Here is a 17,311-nt window from a genome sequence, read left to right on the forward strand (position 1 = left end):
GGAACAGATAAACCGCAATTGGCCAAGGCCAAGCAATCCCCTCGGATAAACCGGTCGTAAAAGTAATAGTACCGTCCATTTAGATGCTCTCCTTTGTAACGGGGATATATCTCACGCTTGGATTTGTTCCGAGGTGAGGTTTCACACGGACAGTGTCCTTAACGTTAAGGAGCTTGCTGACATAAGAATTCGGATCATTGACGTCTCCGAAGGCCAGAGCGCCGTAACGGCATTTAGAAACACAGGCCGGATCTTCACCGTTAGCCAATTTAGTTTGAAGGCAGAAGTCACAGTTTTCAGCGACTTTAGTCGTTGGGTTAATGAAGCGGACGTTGTAGGGGCAAGCCGCAATACAGTATTTGCAGCCCACACATCTGTCCGGATCCATCGTGACGATATTCGTGACTTCATCTCTATGTGCAGCTTGTGTCGGACAAACACGAACGCAAGGTGCATCCAGACACTGCTGGCAAGAAACGCGGACGTAAACTCGTTCACAATCACACGGTTCAATCTTTCCGCAGTATGGACAGGCTGTTCCGGGAACTCTCGTATTTTGTCTTTCAAGGACCATACGATGAACACCCGGAGGCAGTTTATTAACTTCGCTACACGCTTCTACACATTCACCGCATCCAACGCACTTGTTCTGGTTGAACACCAAAACATAATGAGGATTGGAAGCTGCGGTTTTTTGTGCAGAGCCGGCTGCAGGTTGTCCTTTCGTCTTATCAGCCTCAGCAGCCTTTTGAGATTTATCTCCGGGCTTTTGAGGTGTTTCTGATTTTGGAGAACAACCGGCAAGCGTGAGAACGAACAGAGAACCGGCGCCAGCGCCTCTCAAAATTGTTCTTCTGTTTAAAGTACTCACAATGTATCTCCTTGGCGGTTTTAACCGCTTAATCTTCATAAGGGAGAGGTTGGTTCGGGATATGTCCCGAACCGTCCCAACCTTACTTGGCTACGACTTTGGTGTAACCGCCCTTGTCGATGATCTGTTGTGCCTTGGCAATGTAAGCTTTGGCAGTCTGAACGCGGTCAAGCAAGTAATTCTGTGCATGAACGCCCCAAGACCCATCTTTCTGAATCATTGCTGCAATATCATCAGCCTTGTCCAGCAGCAAACGTGCTTCGGTCTGATCAGCGGGACTTAAGCGGGTAACTTCAAGAAGTTTTCTGATGCGCGGAATGGCGCCTGCAACTTCTTCGTAACCTTCTTTGATCGGGGTCTGCCACTTCATCACTTCGCCGTAGACTTCTTTCTGATCTTGGTAAACGAGACCTTGATCAAGTTTAGAAGTAGCTTCGTTGTGACATCCCTTCCCTTCGAAGACTGTGTAGTCGGCGGGAGAATTTCTTGCACAGCTCCACATCAAATCTACAAAGGCATTGCCGTCTTCATTCTTAGCAAGAACGTAGGCTTTAACTTTGCCTTTTGGTGTATCGACTTCTTCCTGAACCATTGTGGAAGCAGCCGGATCAACATTGATCTTGTATGTATGCAGGCGTTTGAGAGCCTTTGGACCAGCAGCCTTTTGATCGGTTGAATAGTCATCGGCAGAGGCCATATTCGGCATATGGCATGCAATGCAGTCGATCTTGTCATGAGTATCGGTATGAGCGAAGACCTCGGCTTGCACGGTATGGCAGTCTTGGCAGCTCTGACGGATTGCCGGTTTAGAAACAACGGCCATCCAAGCAACGCCTTGTTTGCCCTTCGGATCGTGACAAGAAACACAGCTGACGCCTTTCTGAGAGTGCACTGTCATGAAGTGCTGATCGGCTTTTTCTTGATAAGCCTGCTGAGTCAGCAATGTCTTTTCTTTCTTAGTCAGTTTAGGCTGTGCATCTTTGGCAATGCCTAAGGACTGCATGAATTCCGGTTTTTCAGGAATATTAATCTGTTCAACTTTGTAGCCGCCTTCCTGGGCAAATACGGCAGAAACTCCAAACGCTGCCAAACAAGAAAGAGCTATAGTGGTTAATTTCGTAAGCATGGTATTTTCGCACCTATGTTGCGGAGCTTGAAATCTCAAAACCCCGGCATTCTTTACTAGAGCATTTCTGCTTCGCCCTGATCCATTTCCTCGGCCAAGAAGTCTGCGTAGGCATCTTCCAAGTAATCGGAAGAATAGAGATACAGAGAGCCAGCTGAGGTTTCGGCAACTCGAATATCTTTTGCCTTCGGATCCTTAGCGACCTTATCCAAAACATCTTGGATAACTTTCGGGTCGAGGTTGAACGGAGCAAACTCAAAGGAAAAAATTCCAACCGGTCTCGGATACAGCTGCGAGCTTTCACGAACCGTATTCAATATCAGCTGATAAGGATTGTTCTGAGCAGACATGAGTCTTGCGAAAGAACTGGAAAGAAGCGGCAGGAAATGTACATACCGTTTTCCGTCCCAGCTTTCGAATTCCTCAATGTTGTTCGGCCCTTTCAGAGCTTCAGCGTAGACCTCGTCGAAATATTCCGGAGTGACCTCTCTAAGTTCTGCAGGTTCGCCTTCTTGTTTTTCCAGATCCCGTACGCTCAGCTCTCCGTTGAACAGAGAGTGAAGCATTCTTCTTCTGGAAATCAGTCTGCGGCGTTCCTTACCTTCCGGACTATCGTCAGCAGAATTGCGCAGTTCTTTTTCCTTATAAGGAATAGTGTCAATTTCAGTCTTTGCTTCCTCTTTAGTCAGCATTTTCTGATTCGGAGCCCGTTCGAGAAACTCTGCCCGGAGCTCTTCAACAGTGACAAGTTGAACCTTGGAACTGTGTTCTGTGACTAAATCAACAAGAAATACGATGTCAGATTTGAACTGGCTGGTATTTGTTGAGAGTTTGTTTTCAGGACAATTCATACTATTGCTCTACTTTCCAGGCATTAAACCTTCTTTTTGCATGACAGGGACGACGAAGTCGAGCTGCATTTCTTTGTAGGCCTTTTCAGTCGGGGCTCCGGTCTTCGGATCCCAGTTAACCATTTCAAAGAAAATATCAAAGCTCTTTTCGATATCGTCTTTATCCATTCTGATCGTACCTTTCGTAAATGCAGGACGATTCTTCGGATCTGTGAAAATCCAATTCGGATAGAAGTCGTGTTTCTTGCGCATATTCAGCTCATTCATCTGGCGCATTGTGTAAGCGCGATGAAGAGTAAATGCTCTGAAACCGGCGTTGTCTAACTGTTGAGCAGTGTCCTTTCTGCCTGTTAAAGCACGATAGACCTTGCCTTCCATGTCATCGTCTCCGATATAGTTGTCAGACTTGTTCGGAGAGACAACCCACGGAGCCATCCAAGAGCAAAGACCTAACATATCATGAAGCTCTTTTCTGCAGATAACCCAGCGGAGGCGGCGCATCTTAGCTTCGTTTGTCGGAGTGTAGTCGCCGATCTCATCGACGGCATCACCGCTGCCCCAGAAGCGTTCGGCAATTGTCTTTTTGACGCCGATTGGCAAGCCGCTTCTTGTGAAGTTAACGGTACCGTGGCTCATCGGGTCGCGGTTGTACAGGCAGTTCAAAACAGTTCCGACCTGTCCGTCGTCTTCGTTGGCATGATGTTTCGGATGGCTCAAAGCCCAGTAGTTCGTAGACTTATCATTTCTCCAATCATCTTCAGGAATGCCGAAGTGATCAAGCATATAAGCAGTGCTTTCTCCGAGCCACTTGCCCATTTCGCCTTGTCTGTAAGCGATACGGGTGAAGAGATCCATTAAGAAAGAGGCGTCGCAGTCTTCAATCTTCTGCCATGGAATGGAGTTGTATTCCTTCTCCGGAAGTAACTTCTTCCAACGTCCTTCTACGTACATCTTCTTGAAGTCGCGGTGGAGTTGACCGTAGTTGCACCAAACACCAAGGTCATCCATCACCTGGATACCAACCATGGAAGCTTGGCGGGCTGCCGGCAAATCGCGTTTAGCGGCAATCTTCGGGAAGATCACGCGGCCGAAATACAGAGACATGCAGGTCTGTTCGGTCATCTTATTGATGTGGTAGCGGGCAGCAGCTTCATCATCTTCAACGATAGCGTAGCAGCGGAGCGGGCAGCCGTAGCAGCCGTTATTTCTAACCTTAATCTTCAAACCCTGCGGTTTGCCAAGGAAGAACTGGCTGGCGCACCAACGATAAGAAATGCGGTTAGGACTGCGCATATCTTCGGAAAGAATAATAGGCGGATTAGCTTTCTGCCACACATTACCCGGCATACCGTTCCAACGGCTTCCCGGTGCATAGAACTCAAACAGCGGATTAGGAGCAGACGGAACGACGTGCTGGTTCAAAGAACCGAACAATTCGATATTTCTTTCGTTGATCTTCTGCCACTCTTGTTTATCGGCGTGAATGTGAATCGGCTGGTCGCCGTTAACTACGACACCTTTGAGCTTCTTAGAGCCGAAAATACTTCCGATACCGCCGCCGGAGTGCTGACGTGCACTGATAAGAACAGACATCGGAACGAGGTTTTCACCGGCCGGTCCGATAACGGCTACTGAAGCCGTCGGCTTAGTCTGATTGGCAAGCATCTGTTGTGCGCGGCGAGTGCCTTGGCCCCAAATACCTTTAGCGTCTCTAATTTCAACTTCATCGTTGTCGATATAGAGATATACAGGTTTATCAGATTTTCCTTCAATGATGATGAAGTCATATCCGGCTAATTTCAACTTAGCTGCCAAATCACCGCCGATGTGAGCGCTGGCGATCATAGGGATCGGGTAGATAGTCGGATAGATAGTAGTGATGGAAGTACGGCTGGAGCAAAGAGCACCTGATCCGGAGAATGGTCCGGGAGCAATAACCAATTTGTTAGCTTCGTCTAAAGGCTGTGTCTTCGGAGGAACTTCATCCCAAAATACGCGGTAACCGATAGCTGTTCCGCCGATTTCATCTTTGAAACGAGGGAATGTCGGCTCCTTAGTAATCTGGCCGGTTGTTAAATTAACGCGGAGGCCCTGACCGGTATAGCCATATCTTTTTTGTGTGTTGTCCATTTCAGTTCCTTTCAGTTAATTAACCGTGGCAAACAGAACACTGTTTGGCGTTTTCTTCCGGCAGATAACCGTGAACAGGACGCTTGCCTGGTTCGCCGGAACGATCTTTCCAAGGCAGATAAACAAGAGCAGCGGCAGGACACGCTTTCACGCACTTCGGATCACCGTCGCATAAGAAGCACTTGCTGGCTTTTTCCGCTTCGCGGTCAAAAGTCATCATGTCCCAAGGGCAGGCTTTCTGACATAAACCGCAGCCGATGCACTGGTCTTCGACAACGAATCTTGCACCGGTTTCAGGATTGACTTGAATGGCGCCTTGAGGACAAGCATTTGCGCAAGGAACCGGGTGAGCACACTGGCGGCAGGTATCCTGAACCACAGTGGAATTGCCCCAAACACCTTGCAGAGGACGGTAACCGGAGTTGCCGGGTCCGTACCAAATATTGCGGCCGATCTTAATTCTTGCTAAAACGGGGTCGTTTTTGCCGTCGTTATATTCGGTACAGGCCATTTCGCAACGCTGGCAATCAACACAGAGAGAGGGATCGCCAACGATTAAACCTTCCGGTGCCTGCAAAATGATGTAAGGACGTGTTCCGGTTTGAGCTCGTACTTGGTTCATCGCAGCCAATGTAGCAGTCACGGATGCGACCTCGAGGAAACCGCGTCGGGTAATGTCTTGGGGTAAATTGACCTTGGACATCAAGTCTTTTAGATCAAACATAATTATTTTTCTCCTGGTGGAGGGACGAAAAACCGTAGTAATCCGTCATAGGGACAGCCTCTAAAACTCGAGCTTGCGCTGCTTTTTAGAAACTTACTGGCTTGAAGAGCGACAAAGATTATTTGCTTTGGAGGGACCAGCCGTTGCTGCCGACAGGCTTAATAGTCCATCTTGTGCGTAAGGAAGGGGTAATAAAGGAGAGAACAACAGAACAATCACGCTCGGAGGCGATGCATTGAATTTCCGAATTGTGATTGGTTCTTATGGAACTCATTTTATTTCTCCGCAACAATTAACTGTTGCCGTCTTGGGGAGTACTGCTGAAAACCTTTACATTTGTATGAAACGTAACAGCATGTTAGGGATTTTAACAAATAGAAATAAATAGTGAAGAGGTTTTAAGCTCCTTTTAACAATTTTTCCAGATAAAAAATTCATTGAATTTATATAATTTATCGAGTATGTTTGCATATTAATTAAAATATTTATATTAATTTCAAGTAGTTAATTACTCGTTTAATTTTTAAATTATTTTTCATATAACTCGAAAACTCGTGAGTTGTAAATTTGCAAATATCATCCTTTCGGATTAGCTTTGTTCGCAATATCGAAATTTCGAATCTAATATGAGGTATCTTTGCAATACTCCCGGGCAAACGTTCCTCAAGAACGGAAATAGAAAGGAACCTCAACTGCGTCAGGAGCTATAAACAAATAACAGATAAAACTCACATTTTCTGTGAAGCCCATATTTGTCCGTTTTGTGCATTCTGATTTTTCAACTTACGTCAGCAAACACTCCGTGCCTGCGTACAGAAACATCAATCTGAAAGAAAGGCCAAAGAAAGCAGCTTTAGTCCTCATACTTATCTCCTGATGATCGATTCTTTTTTTAACTGAGGTCATTTTCTGCCAGGAAACTGCTCGAGTAGTTTGATATAGATCAAACTTCGGTCATTTTTGAAATCCATAGGCAACCAGAAAAACAACAAGCGGCCAAGAACTTCGAGCTATAACAGCTCATATTTGCTGATTTCTTCACGGATTTACCTGTCTCTCGGCCTAAAATAACGGTTTTAGGTTTATTGCGTCCAAGTCATGAACGGAAATTTTGTACTCTATCCTTTCAGCCGTCCGCCATTGCCATTTGAAAAAGTCAAAATCACTTCTGCTTTGGCAAATAGTTTTGGTCTTGAGCTGGCGGAAGACGTTATCAGCCAAGAAAATATTCCACCCTATGATGTGGCAACAAGAGACGGCTGGGCTATTGCTACCGAAGATAAGCACTATCCGCTTAAATCTCCGGCAATCGTTAACGGCGAGGGGCCGAAATACTTGGAAGTCAATTCATACTGTTGGATCAACACCGGAGGATATTTACCGGAGAGAGCCGACGCCGTTGTTTCTAACAAAGAGCCGTCCGATCCTGAATTCGGTCTCGATACATATCCACTTGAAAATGTCTTACCGAAAGGAAGTGAATGGCAAAGAGGAGAATTAATTCTCAAAGCAGGAACCGTACTGGCCGCTGCGCAGCAGGCCCTTTTGTTTGAAGCGGGGATTCAAGAAGTAACCGTATACAAACGCCCCTCCGTTGCGATTTTAGCCACCGGACATGAAATTGTTGAAGCAGGTTCGGAGTCAATAGTCAAAAGAGGACGGCATTCGAGCAATGCCACTTATCTCTCTAATCTGCTGAATGGCTTGGGACTAACCGACACTGCCGTCTTTTTTGCAAAAGACTCTGCGGTAGAACTTAGCTCGAGGCTCATTTCGTTAGGTCAATATTTTGACTTTATCATCACCGTCGGCGGCACGGGTCAAGGCAAGAGCGATTTGCTTCGCAAATCAATCAAAATGTCCGGCGGTTCTTTGATCAAGGACGGCACGCGTTTATCCAGTTCCCTTCCGTTTGTATACGGAAAGATGAACAAATCGATTCTTATCGGCCTACCTGGTAATCCGCTCGGCTTTATTTGTTTAGCTCAGCGGTTTGTCCTTCCTCAGATTTGGTCTTCCTTCATGACAGCACCTTTTCCGGTGAAGAAAGTAGAAGCGATCATGGGCTTTAATTTCCAAGGAAAAGCCGGAGACATCTGTGTACAGCTTGCTCCTTTGGGTGATCATCTTATTGCCCTTCCGCTACAGAAAGGAAGCGGTCGTTCTGCGTCATTCAGAGATGCACAGGCCATTATTAAGAATCCAAAAGGACATCACTTAGAAGCAAACCAGCAAGTAGAAGCTGAACTCTTCTTCAACGGCCTTCACTTTTAGACTTCGGCTGTCCTCGCAGATAAGAAGAAAAATAGATCTCTTGTGATGAACCTACTGATTTTGACCAAAGAGAGATAGGACTCGTTTGGCTGTAAACAACCTGAGCAGTGCAGCTCACTTCAATAACAAAAGGACGGTCTTTCAATCAAGTTGACCGTCCTTGTGCTGAATTAGGTTAAAGAATTAGCTTCTGGCCTTTTCTTTAGCGGCATTTTCGCCAGCGATCCTGCCGAAAACGAAGCAATCAAGAAGGGCATTGCCGCCGACTCTGTTAGTTCCATGGATACCGCCGGTAATTTCGCCTGCTGCATATAAACGAGGAATCGGAGTTCCGGTGCAGTCCAGAACTTGAGCCTTGGTGTTGGTGTTCAATCCCCCCATCGTATGATGAACGGTCATACCTGTGTAGCAAGCCCAGAAAGGTCCTTTTTCAATCTTTCTTGTGAGATTGCGCGGTGCCTTATGGAAGTCAGGATCTTCCTTGTTTTTGATAATAACGTTGTTATATCTGTCTACCGTCTTCTGCAAACCTTCAGGATCCACGCCCATCTTCACAGCCAGTTCTTTAATAGTCGGAGCTGTCCATGCTTCGTTGATTTCAATGCCTCTTTGAACTGCATCATGTACGGCGCTGTTGTATGACTCATACTGATTATTGTCAACTACCGTGTAACCATAGCGTTCGGGTGTGCCTAATACTGCATCACGGATATGATCGCGTCGAGCACCTTCGTCAACGATACGGTTGCCTCGTTTGTCTACATAGATAGAGCCGTCCACATTGGTGTTCAAGATAATCTTCATCTTCTTACCGGCAGGTGCTCCCGGGGTGGACTGAATGAAGTCCATACCAATCAAATATCCGCCGATTCGATTTGCAGCCATCATTACATCACCGGTATGTCCGGGAAGATTGTCAGTGCCGAGTCCGGCAGTTCGCGGATCATGCAGTTCTCTTAAATACTGATTGCCGGAGAATCCACCGCTGGCCAAAACTACGCCTTTCTTAGCCTCGATATTTAAGACTTGTCCTTTGCTGTTTTGAACTTTTACGCCTAGGACATCACCGCTCCATGGCTGTTCGCGGTAGATCTCAACAACGGAGAAACCGGTCTTAAACGGAACGTTTTCTTTCTTCAAGGCTTTTGACAAAACGCCTGTATAACCGATACCTTTCGGAACTGCAGGAGAGTGTGCGCGTGGATAGAGGCCGCCGAACATTTGATGAACTGTCGGCTTGAATTCCATTCCTAAGCCTTCAAGCCATGTGATTACGCTATAGGCGTTATCACAAAGGACTTTGACGCGGGCAGGATCACCTCTGAAATCGCCGGCTGCTAAGGTTTGAGCGGCATGCTTTTCAGGAGAATCTTCAATATTTTGCTTCGGTTGACGGACCGGGTCTGCGGCATTAATTTGGCCTTGAGCTGCCATAGTATTACCGCCGGCAAAAAGCAATTTTTCAATAATTACTACTTTTGCTCCGTTTTGTGCAGCCAACAATGCAGCAGCCATACCAGCTCCGCCGCCGCCAACTACAACAACATCATAAGATTCGTCCCATTGCTGAGGAACGTACGGATTTGCAGGATTTGAGGTCTGTGCAAGAACAGATCCGGAACCAAAAGCAAGAACACCGGCACCCGCTGTCTTGAAAAGATTTCTTCTGCTAATGTTAGACATAATTAACTCCTTGAAGATTTTGAGAAAAAACTTCCCCTGAGAGGACCTTTTCAGCCCCCTGTGAATTAAATTAACTATTTAAAAAACTATTGAGAAATAAAGCGTTACGCCTCTATATGCGACATAAACTCTCTTAGTTGGATTAGGTCTCTGACACCGACTTTGTTATAGGCATTGAAGCGATGAGTTTCTACGGTTCTCTCACTCAGTCCTAACCTTTGAGCAATCTGGTAGTTCATCAATCCGGCATTAACCAACTTCAATACTTCCTTTTCTCGTTGAGTTAAAGCATCGTAGAATTCCTGGTACCTGACCAAACGATAATCCTTATGCCGTTCTTCATTATCAGTCTTCACGGCTCTTTCAACAGCTTCAAGCAGAACTTCCGCTGACACAGGCTTTTTCAGAATATCAACAGCACCTTTTCTAAAAGCGGTAATAGCCATGTCTACATCTGCATGAGCGGTAAGAAAGATGATGGGCTGAGAATAACCTTCATGCGCCAGCATTTCCTGAAACTCCAAACCATTCACCAAAGGCATCTGATAATCCAAGATGATGCAGCCGGGAACTTCAGGATCGTCCTTTTTCAAAAACGAAGCTGTGTCAGAATAAAAAGTGACAAGCCAGCCTTCAGTCTTGAGGATGAAACGGATTGCGTCTCCGAATCCTTCGTCATCATCAACAATACGAACGATTGAATTTTCCTGAAGTTTGCGGTCGATCACTTTTTTCTCCCAAAAGACTAAAAGTTATGACACACACCGAACGCTGTCGTTAAACGAGTCGCCTTGCTTTCAGCATTCTTGAACATTCCTGTTCCTCTGGCATAGCTGCCTACTGCATAGAGCGAGGTTCGCTTGGACAATGGATAGAGGTACTTTAAAGAGGCGACCCAACGATCACCGTCTCTGTCGGCATCTGTCTTCATGCTTTCGCCTTGCCATTTTCCCATATTCCACTTGAAGGCGCCAAAGAGTTTTCCTCCGCCTACAGGATAGCTGCCGCCGATGACGAAGGAGTCAGATCTAAAGCCCTTCCTGCTTTCTTTGACTTTAGCTGCATTTCCAAAACCCAAATCTTTGGCATAAAAAGCATTAGGACCGCCGCTCAGGTTTCGAGAATTCCAAACATGCTGGTATCCGAGGTTTAGACGGAACTGTCCGAACATCTTATATGCCGTCAAGAATAAGTTATAAGTCGGCTCGGAATCCGCGCCATTATTGGCGCCGGCCTTTCTGTAATCAATCACTGTAAACACAGTGCCAACGCTGAAGTCAGCTTGCTTGTATTGGGCCGATAGACCATAGTAATGATTGTTTTTACTCCAAGTATCCTCATCAGAGGAGATGCCGTTTGAGTATTGAGCAGTTAAAGTAACTGCATTGCTTGGCTTTACTTGGTAAGTGACAGAATTGTTGAGCATCCCCGAATTCACCAAGGAACCAATAAGAGCCGCATCTAAGAAGTTGCTTGCCATTGGATTGGCGCCCATCTTTGGAAACTGCCCAAAGTATCCTGTGGTACCCATTAAAGAACCCGAGCGGCCGAAACCCAATTCTCCCCATTTTCCACCGACGATCAGTAAAGAGTCTCTGTCGAAAAGCACACCGGCGGTTTGAGGAGCTCCGTTATTCACTTTGATCCCTTGTTCCAAGATGAACTTAACGTAATTTCCATTCCCAAGTTCCTCTTTTCCGGTCAGGCCCCAACGACTGGCTGCATTTCCTCCCGAGACGGCTTGAACACTAGTCTGCTGCCCTTTGCCTTTCATAACGCCGAAACCTGTATCCACAACGCCGTAAACACTCACCGTGCTTTGAGCGTAAACGACCGGGACCGCGCACAGCAAACAAAAGGTTAAAAACTTGTTTGATATTCTTGGCACCTTTTTCTCCTTTGTTTTGAGAACTTCCATGGCTCCAAGATAAAGAAAGTGTCACTTAGGAACCTGGTACGTAGGTACTAAAAAGGGTGTAAGTCCTAATAGGCCGGTATGAGATCATAGAAGCAGTGATATGGAGATCTTTATGCCGAAAACTCTCTTGCTTTTATTGCTGCCTTTGGCTTTGTTATCTGCACCGGCACAAGCCACTTACGTGGTTGGTCTCGGGACCGGTGCTATGTCCAGCAACGAACAAGAGTTCTTTGAAGCAACAAAAAAATACCTGGAACAAAAATTCGGTACGAATGAAATCCAATTCATGCAGCCGGTGTCTCTTACGCACTTAAAGAAACTGATAGAAGAAAAGAAAATCGAGTACTTCATTTCCTCGGCAGGCTTTGCGAGCTCTCTTTCACAAGACGGTGTTCGCGAACTATTAATCTACGCTCCTACTAAAAAGGGTACGGATAGAAATGAATTAGGTTCCGTCTTTTTAACTCGGCAGGACATGGCCGTTCGCACCCTTGCCGATTTAAAAAACAAACGCTTTACCTCCAACAATCCTGAGGCTTTTTTCAGCCATATTGTGCCGTTAGCGGAAATCAGTTATGCAGGGTACGATCCGAAAAAATTCTTCTCTTCCGTGTCATTCCTCAATAAAAATCCCGAAGATCTTCTGCAGGCTCTAATTGACGGAAGAACCGATGTCGTAGCGCTCCCCGGATGCTATTGGGAGACATTATCCGCACAAAATAAAGGAATTCGAGAAAAAGTAAAACCGGTGTTAGTGTCCGGTACATCTCCTTGCACCAGCTCTACTCGAACCTTTCCGAATTGGACTTTATCTTCTACAAAAAACAGCGATGCTGCCTTCACACGCAAGTTAGTCACGGCGCTTCTCGAGATGCCATTTTCTAAAGGAACCGCTTCATGGTCGGTTCAAATGGATCTCAGCTCAATTGACGGTCTTTTCAAGGAGCTGAAGATAGGTCACTTCTCTGACTATCGGCCCTGGACTCTCAAAGAAATGCTTCAAAAGTACAGTTTTGCAGTCCTGCTTTTTGCCGTTTTCCTATTGGCCCTGCTTTCTCTGACGCTCTTCCTTTACCTCAAATTAAAAAGGAGGTCGGAACAGCTGGTAGCTACGTTAAGAGCCAAAATCAAAACCGATCGAGCCATGAAAGAGGCCGAAGCGCGTTTGATGGCGTTGCAAAAAATAAGCACCATCGATCATATGAGTTCAATGATTGCCCATGAACTTCCTCAGCCTTTAGGAGCCGTCCAAGCTTATGCCGAAGGACTTTTGCGGGCCCAAAACAAGCAGGCCTTAGACAGCCAGACGCTGACGGAAATGCTAATAAAAATAATTTTTCAGACCAAGAAAGTTGAAGATATCGTCAACTCGGTCCGAAATTACGCAAAAGAAAGAAAGTTAAAGAAAACACCGTCGAAAGTTAACGAAACAGTATCGGAAGCTATCCAAGATTTTCGCTTTGCTTTTCATTGTGATAATTTGGCAATCAATTTTTCCCGATCCAATGCTGAGCCGGTTTGCAGTTTGTCGCCTTTGGAATTTGAATTGGCAATCTACAATCTGCTTAAGAATGCCAAGGAAGCTCTCGAAGCTCAGAATGTTAAAAATCCGGAGATCACTGTTGTGGTTAACGAGGACAAAGAAAGTTGCAGAATAGCCATTGCAGACAATGGCTCCAAGGTCTCAGATGATGAACTGCAAAGAATCCAAGTGTCCATGTCCTCTCGCAAAAGTGCAGGATTAGGAATTGGGCTCTCCATCGTGAGATCCATCATTCAGAATCACGGAGGAAAATTTTCGATCAAACGAACTGAACTTGGGACAGGAATTACCTGCGAAATTACTCTTCCGCTTTTCAAAGCAGATCCTGCTCAGGAAATCGAACCTGACCGAACCGTAGAGGCTCACAGAAAATGACTTACAGGATTAAGCGGTCAGCTTGTAAAGACCAACAATCTGTGCGGAACCGACGATAAAGCCGTCCATTTCTCGGAGAATTTCTTTTCTTTGAGGAGGACGTTCAAAAGACAATTCGGTATTAAGTGCGTAAAGCTTAAAGAAATACCGATGTGTGCCGATTGGAGGACGAGGGCCGATATAGCCTACTGTTCCTCTGTCGTTCAAACCTTCCTTGGCTCCGGGAATTTGTGAGATGTCCTGGCCTGCCGCCAATTCCATAGGCTGCGAAGGAAGGTTATAAACAATCCAATGAGTAAAAATTAATTTAGGATTTTCCGGATCAGGAGCGTCCGGATCCTCCACGATGAGTACCAAAGATTTCGCAGCCTCAGGAATGTCAGAAATTACTAACGGAGGGGAGAGATCTTCTCCTTCCTGAGTGTATTCAATTGGAATAAATCCTTTGTCAGCAAAAGCCGGAGAAGAAATCTTCATCTTTGGTACCTCAAGTTTGACTACGGTCTTTGTGCAATCTCACGAGTCTTAGAAGATTTAACAGCGCGGACAATACTGTCAAGCATCACTGAAAGTTCCTCTACGATATTGGAGGCCGTCACAATACCGCTAATCTTACCTTCCTCATCAACTACAGGAAGTCTTCTTATGCCCTGTTCCCGCATTCTGGCCAGAGCATCGACCACACCTTCGGAGGAGTGAGCTACAGAAACCGGTGCAGACATGACTTCATCGACCACGAGAGTCTTAATATCTTTTTCCAAGGCCACTACTTCGATCGTAATGTCTCGGTCTGTCAGCATACCGATCGGGCGTTCGTTCTCATCAACAACCACGAGACTTCCGACATGCAGTTCTCTCATTTCTTTTGCGCAATTAAGAAGCGATGTGCCGGAGGGTATTGTTGCAACCTTATGTACAGCCAAATCGCCGATCTTCATTGAGCGAGCTCTCATATTTACCTCTTACACTAAATAATCTTTGATTATCCGAATAGTCTACAAAAAATCTGTTGCTTTTTAAGCAGTTCCCGATAACTCAGCCGATAAATACCACACTAAATGTGGACACCTTGAGAGTTCCCGGGTCTCAGTTTCTGCAGAGCGATCTTTGAAAAGATAATTATTTCTGTTCCTTTTCTTCTTGCGGTTGAGCCTTCAAATTAACGAAATCAAAAACTTCCTCATCCATCAGATGAGAAGGTGCTACGCGGCCTAAACTCTTAAAAATATTTTCCACTCGGCCCGGGTGCTCTTTGTCCATTTTTTCAATCAGTTCTTTCATTTCTCGACGGCATTTGTCATCGGCTCCGCAAAGCTTCGGAATGATGTCGTAGTTTTGAACCTTGCACCAGCGCTTCAAGTCTTTTTCGCGAATATAGATCATCGGCCGGATAACAATATGCTCCTTGGCATCGCTCAAAAGTTTTGGCGGCATCGACTTGAGGCGTCCGCCGTAATACATATTAAGAAGCAACGTAGAAACCACATCGTCCATGTGGTGTCCTAAGGCAATCTTTGTAACCTTCTGCTCCTTGGCAATACGATAGACAATGCCTCTTCTCAAACGAGAACATAAAGAACAAAAGTTTCTTGGATCTTGATACTTGGATTTAACAATACTAAAAGTATCCTGATCTTCGATAAGGTATGGAACACCGATTTTCTTAAGATGGTTAACCAATTTATCAAGGGGAAAATTGGGAAGATGCTGGTTCAGACAAAAAGCTAGAAGTTCAAACTTCACGTTGCTTCTTCCCTGCAGTCTCACCAAGGCATCTAAGAGCGCATACGAGTCTTTGCCTCCGGATACGCAGACCATGACCTTGTCGCCGTCTTCAATGAGATTGAAGTCGATAATGGCCTTTGCACAGAGTCTGACGATTCTTTTTTCCAGTTTTCGATTCTCAAAAGAAAGTCGCTGACGTGTCACCAAATTTTTTTTATCTTTCGCAGGCTCTATTTCATCCGCCGAAGTTTCGCCCGACGGTTCTTCGGCCATCACAGAAAGTTCGTTTTCTTTTTCTTGGAGGGAATCTACCGCTTTAATTTTGATCATGCTGTTCAACAAATATCTCTATTCCAAAGGATGCACCGTCTGTCAGGACATCCAATTTTTCTGTCTTAACTTTTACTGCCTTAACCATGGGATTTGAGAGGATATGCTTAGCCACCGATGCAGCAAGAGTTTCCTGCAGATCAATGTGACCTTTTGAAAGGACTTCTTTTATAGAACCGATGATTTCTTCGTAGTTGTATACATTGGATAAATCATCCTCGACCGGAAGATTTTCAACCCATGCTTCAACATTAAATCTAACAGATTGTTTTCCTGTTCGTTCAGAGTCATAAGCACCTATCGCAACATCCAGGACATAATCTGTCAAATGTATTTTGCGGTATTTGCCTGAACACAGAAGAAAATCTTCTATCCGCATTTATCGTTTTCCTTCGCTGAGTAACATCACTGCTTTGATTTATGCCACAATCTAATGCATGCGATGGATTCTTACTATTTTTATAGCTCTCTGTATTCTGTCGTCTGCAATTCCTTGGCTTCAAAAGCTCGGAATCGGACGGCTTCCGGGAGATATTAACTTCAAAATGTTCGGAAAAGAAATAAACATTCCGATTGCGAGCACTATTCTCATCGGAACTGTAATTCTTTTAATCGGCAAGTTACTTTGAGAATTTTTCAATTAGCAAGCATCTTGCCTCGTCGACCATTTTCGGCACATCCTTTTTATCTTTAACTTTTGCGACAATTTCCTTCAAGTCTAATTGCCTAACTGCCTCAGCAAGCTGTTCCCAATAGTCTCTCTCATCTTTTGAAAGATCAGTGTCATAGCAGTCAAGCAATTGTTTAAATCTTTCAGGCCTTCTGAGTGAATCTGTCTTCTTCAAGAAGAGCAATTTTTCAGAGGCAGAAGATGAAACTTTCGGAACCTTCTTTTCATAAGTTTTGGCCAAGACTGCCAGTTCAGAGTATTCCTTCGGCAGTCTAAGAGCTTTCAAAATCTTGTTTAGATCTTGAACAGGAACCTCTTCTAAGCTCGCGACAAATCTTTTGAGCCTCGGATCCTCACTTTTGATCTCATCGACTTTTGCTAAAACAGATGGAGAAAGCTTCCAGGCAGGGAACGCCCTCGCCAAGTATCCTGTGTTTCTCAAGACTTCAAAAAATCTGGAAGGTTTAGACTCTTCAAGCGCCCGCAAAAATTCCTGGGTAACTCTTTCTTGGACTAAGTTATCGGATTCTCCCGACGAGACGATAGTCTGCAGAAGAGTCATCGTTTCCGGGGCAATAGAAAATTCCGGCAGTCTTGCAGAGAATCTGGCGACCCGCAGCAATCTAACCGGATCTTCTACAAAGGCATCACTGACATGCCTCAATACTCGATTTTTTAAATCTTCTTTTCCGCCATAGCAATCAATTAGAGAGCCGTCTTCATCAAATGCCATGGCGTTAATAGTCAAGTCTCGTCTTAGAAGATCCTCTTCTAATGTTACGGAAGGGTCGGCATGAAATACAAAACCGTGATAGCCCTTTCCGCTTTTTCTTTCTGTTCGGGCGAGCGCCAACTCTTCTCCGTTCTTGGGATCGATAAAAACCGGAAAGTCCGCGCCAACGGGAATAAAACCACGCTTAACCATTTCTTCCGGACTGGCACCGACTACGACCCAGTCCTTGTCCTGAGGCGCGATATCAAAACCCTCTTCTTTTAAAAGAGTATCTCTGACCCAACCTCCAACTATGTATCTTTTCATGGCTCCAACGATTCTTGAAATCTTTTGAATTTTTGAGAAATAATACATAACT

Annotated in this window: 17 protein-coding genes; 3 read left to right on the forward strand and 14 right to left on the reverse strand. The window is 45.3% G+C overall.

The annotated features are described in order from the left end of the window. Nucleotides 1-79 precede the first annotated feature (79 nt). From RDK53_RS09475 to RDK53_RS09500, 6 genes are all read right to left on the reverse strand, one after another. Nucleotides 80-871 (reverse strand): 4Fe-4S dicluster domain-containing protein, encoded by a 792-nt coding sequence (locus tag RDK53_RS09475; protein ID WP_308514328.1) that lies wholly within the window; start codon nucleotides 869-871, stop codon nucleotides 80-82. An 82-nt stretch (nucleotides 872-953) separates the two neighbouring features. Then, nucleotides 954-1,997 (reverse strand): cytochrome c3 family protein, encoded by a 1,044-nt coding sequence (locus RDK53_RS09480; protein WP_066594242.1) that lies wholly within the window; start codon nucleotides 1,995-1,997, stop codon nucleotides 954-956. Between the two features lie 56 nt (nucleotides 1,998-2,053). Further along, nucleotides 2,054-2,848, reverse strand: a complete 795-nt coding sequence (locus tag RDK53_RS09485; RefSeq protein ID WP_308514329.1) for a hypothetical protein — start codon at nucleotides 2,846-2,848, stop codon at nucleotides 2,054-2,056. A gap of 9 nt (nucleotides 2,849-2,857) precedes the next feature. Continuing rightward, nucleotides 2,858-4,978, reverse strand: a complete 2,121-nt coding sequence (locus RDK53_RS09490) for an aldehyde ferredoxin oxidoreductase N-terminal domain-containing protein (protein ID WP_308514330.1) — start codon at nucleotides 4,976-4,978, stop codon at nucleotides 2,858-2,860. 19 nt (nucleotides 4,979-4,997) lie between these two features. Then, complete coding sequence (locus RDK53_RS09495) at nucleotides 4,998-5,702, reverse strand: 4Fe-4S dicluster domain-containing protein (protein WP_308514331.1); 705 nt, start codon at nucleotides 5,700-5,702, stop codon at nucleotides 4,998-5,000. 118 nt (nucleotides 5,703-5,820) lie between these two features. Then, nucleotides 5,821-5,976 (reverse strand): hypothetical protein, encoded by a 156-nt coding sequence (locus tag RDK53_RS09500; protein WP_169711909.1) that lies wholly within the window; start codon nucleotides 5,974-5,976, stop codon nucleotides 5,821-5,823. Nucleotides 5,977-6,800: 824 nt separating this feature from the next. On the opposite strand from RDK53_RS09500, the gene RDK53_RS09505 reads away from it, so the two are divergent. Next, a complete protein-coding gene (locus tag RDK53_RS09505) occupies nucleotides 6,801-7,976 on the forward strand; it encodes a molybdopterin-binding protein (protein WP_308514332.1) in 1,176 nt (391 codons plus the stop codon). Nucleotides 7,977-8,159: 183 nt separating this feature from the next. On the opposite strand, the gene RDK53_RS09510 is transcribed toward RDK53_RS09505, so the two are convergent. The 3 genes from RDK53_RS09510 to RDK53_RS09520 form a co-directional block, all read right to left on the reverse strand. Next, nucleotides 8,160-9,659, reverse strand: a complete 1,500-nt coding sequence (locus RDK53_RS09510) for a flavocytochrome c (RefSeq protein ID WP_308514333.1) — start codon at nucleotides 9,657-9,659, stop codon at nucleotides 8,160-8,162. A gap of 104 nt (nucleotides 9,660-9,763) precedes the next feature. Then, entirely contained in the window at nucleotides 9,764-10,387 is a 624-nt protein-coding gene (locus tag RDK53_RS09515) for a response regulator (RefSeq protein ID WP_308514334.1), read from the reverse strand. Nucleotides 10,388-10,404: 17 nt separating this feature from the next. After that, nucleotides 10,405-11,547 (reverse strand): porin, encoded by a 1,143-nt coding sequence (locus tag RDK53_RS09520; RefSeq protein ID WP_308514335.1) that lies wholly within the window; start codon nucleotides 11,545-11,547, stop codon nucleotides 10,405-10,407. 142 nt (nucleotides 11,548-11,689) lie between these two features. On the opposite strand from RDK53_RS09520, the gene RDK53_RS09525 reads away from it, so the two are divergent. After that, nucleotides 11,690-13,495, forward strand: a complete 1,806-nt coding sequence (locus tag RDK53_RS09525) for a PhnD/SsuA/transferrin family substrate-binding protein (RefSeq protein WP_308514336.1) — start codon at nucleotides 11,690-11,692, stop codon at nucleotides 13,493-13,495. A 9-nt stretch (nucleotides 13,496-13,504) separates the two neighbouring features. Here the strand turns inward: RDK53_RS09525 and RDK53_RS09530 are convergent, their stop codons facing one another. The 4 genes from RDK53_RS09530 to RDK53_RS09545 all read right to left on the reverse strand — a co-directional run bounded on the left by RDK53_RS09530 (nucleotide 13,505) and on the right by RDK53_RS09545 (nucleotide 15,929). After that, nucleotides 13,505-13,972, reverse strand: a complete 468-nt coding sequence (locus RDK53_RS09530; protein WP_308514337.1) for a YbhB/YbcL family Raf kinase inhibitor-like protein — start codon at nucleotides 13,970-13,972, stop codon at nucleotides 13,505-13,507. Between the two features lie 20 nt (nucleotides 13,973-13,992). After that, nucleotides 13,993-14,448 carry a CBS domain-containing protein gene (locus tag RDK53_RS09535; protein ID WP_084081531.1) on the reverse strand — a complete coding sequence of 152 codons (456 nt, stop codon included), beginning with the start codon at nucleotides 14,446-14,448 and terminating at the stop codon, nucleotides 13,993-13,995. 166 nt (nucleotides 14,449-14,614) lie between these two features. Continuing rightward, a complete protein-coding gene (ttcA, locus tag RDK53_RS09540; RefSeq protein ID WP_308514338.1) occupies nucleotides 14,615-15,550 on the reverse strand; it encodes a tRNA 2-thiocytidine(32) synthetase TtcA in 936 nt (311 codons plus the stop codon). Next, nucleotides 15,537-15,929, reverse strand: a complete 393-nt coding sequence (locus RDK53_RS09545) for a dihydroneopterin aldolase (RefSeq protein WP_308514339.1) — start codon at nucleotides 15,927-15,929, stop codon at nucleotides 15,537-15,539. The genes ttcA and RDK53_RS09545 overlap by 14 nt, the downstream gene beginning before the upstream one ends. 58 nt (nucleotides 15,930-15,987) lie before the next feature. Between RDK53_RS09545 and RDK53_RS09550 the strand changes: the two genes are divergently transcribed. Then, nucleotides 15,988-16,179, forward strand: coding sequence for a DUF2905 domain-containing protein (locus RDK53_RS09550; protein WP_308514340.1), 192 nt, complete (start codon nucleotides 15,988-15,990; stop codon nucleotides 16,177-16,179). On the opposite strand, the gene RDK53_RS09555 is transcribed toward RDK53_RS09550, so the two are convergent. After that, nucleotides 16,171-17,259 carry a tRNA nucleotidyltransferase gene (locus RDK53_RS09555; RefSeq protein ID WP_308514341.1) on the reverse strand — a complete coding sequence of 363 codons (1,089 nt, stop codon included), beginning with the start codon at nucleotides 17,257-17,259 and terminating at the stop codon, nucleotides 16,171-16,173. The two genes, RDK53_RS09550 and RDK53_RS09555, sit on opposite strands and share 9 nt — an antisense overlap. Nucleotides 17,260-17,311: the final 52 nt, after the last annotated feature.

Origin of the sequence: uncultured Turicimonas sp., assembly GCF_902477955.1 — a bacterium.
Lineage (GTDB): Bacteria > Pseudomonadota > Gammaproteobacteria > Burkholderiales > Burkholderiaceae_F > Turicimonas.

Bases quoted from the DNA above. Each gene is read 5' to 3' on its own strand.
- RDK53_RS09480 (WP_066594242.1), bottom strand. From the start codon at position 1,997: ATGCTTACGAAATTAACCACTATAGCTCTTTCTTGTTTGGCAGCGTTT.
- RDK53_RS09485 (WP_308514329.1), bottom strand. From the start codon at position 2,848: ATGAATTGTCCTGAAAACAAACTCTCAACAAATACCAGCCAGTTCAAA.
- RDK53_RS09490 (WP_308514330.1), bottom strand. From the start codon at position 4,978: ATGGACAACACACAAAAAAGATATGGCTATACCGGTCAGGGCCTCCGC.
- RDK53_RS09495 (WP_308514331.1), bottom strand. From the start codon at position 5,702: ATGTTTGATCTAAAAGACTTGATGTCCAAGGTCAATTTACCCCAAGAC.
- RDK53_RS09500 (WP_169711909.1), bottom strand. From the start codon at position 5,976: ATGAGTTCCATAAGAACCAATCACAATTCGGAAATTCAATGCATCGCC.
- RDK53_RS09505 (WP_308514332.1), top strand. From the start codon at position 6,801: ATGAACGGAAATTTTGTACTCTATCCTTTCAGCCGTCCGCCATTGCCA.
- RDK53_RS09510 (WP_308514333.1), bottom strand. From the start codon at position 9,659: ATGTCTAACATTAGCAGAAGAAATCTTTTCAAGACAGCGGGTGCCGGT.
- RDK53_RS09525 (WP_308514336.1), top strand. From the start codon at position 11,690: ATGCCGAAAACTCTCTTGCTTTTATTGCTGCCTTTGGCTTTGTTATCT.
- RDK53_RS09530 (WP_308514337.1), bottom strand. From the start codon at position 13,972: ATGAAGATTTCTTCTCCGGCTTTTGCTGACAAAGGATTTATTCCAATT.
- RDK53_RS09535 (WP_084081531.1), bottom strand. From the start codon at position 14,448: ATGAGAGCTCGCTCAATGAAGATCGGCGATTTGGCTGTACATAAGGTT.
- ttcA (WP_308514338.1), bottom strand. From the start codon at position 15,550: ATGATCAAAATTAAAGCGGTAGATTCCCTCCAAGAAAAAGAAAACGAA.
- RDK53_RS09545 (WP_308514339.1), bottom strand. From the start codon at position 15,929: ATGCGGATAGAAGATTTTCTTCTGTGTTCAGGCAAATACCGCAAAATA.
- RDK53_RS09550 (WP_308514340.1), top strand. From the start codon at position 15,988: ATGCGATGGATTCTTACTATTTTTATAGCTCTCTGTATTCTGTCGTCT.
- RDK53_RS09555 (WP_308514341.1), bottom strand. From the start codon at position 17,259: ATGAAAAGATACATAGTTGGAGGTTGGGTCAGAGATACTCTTTTAAAA.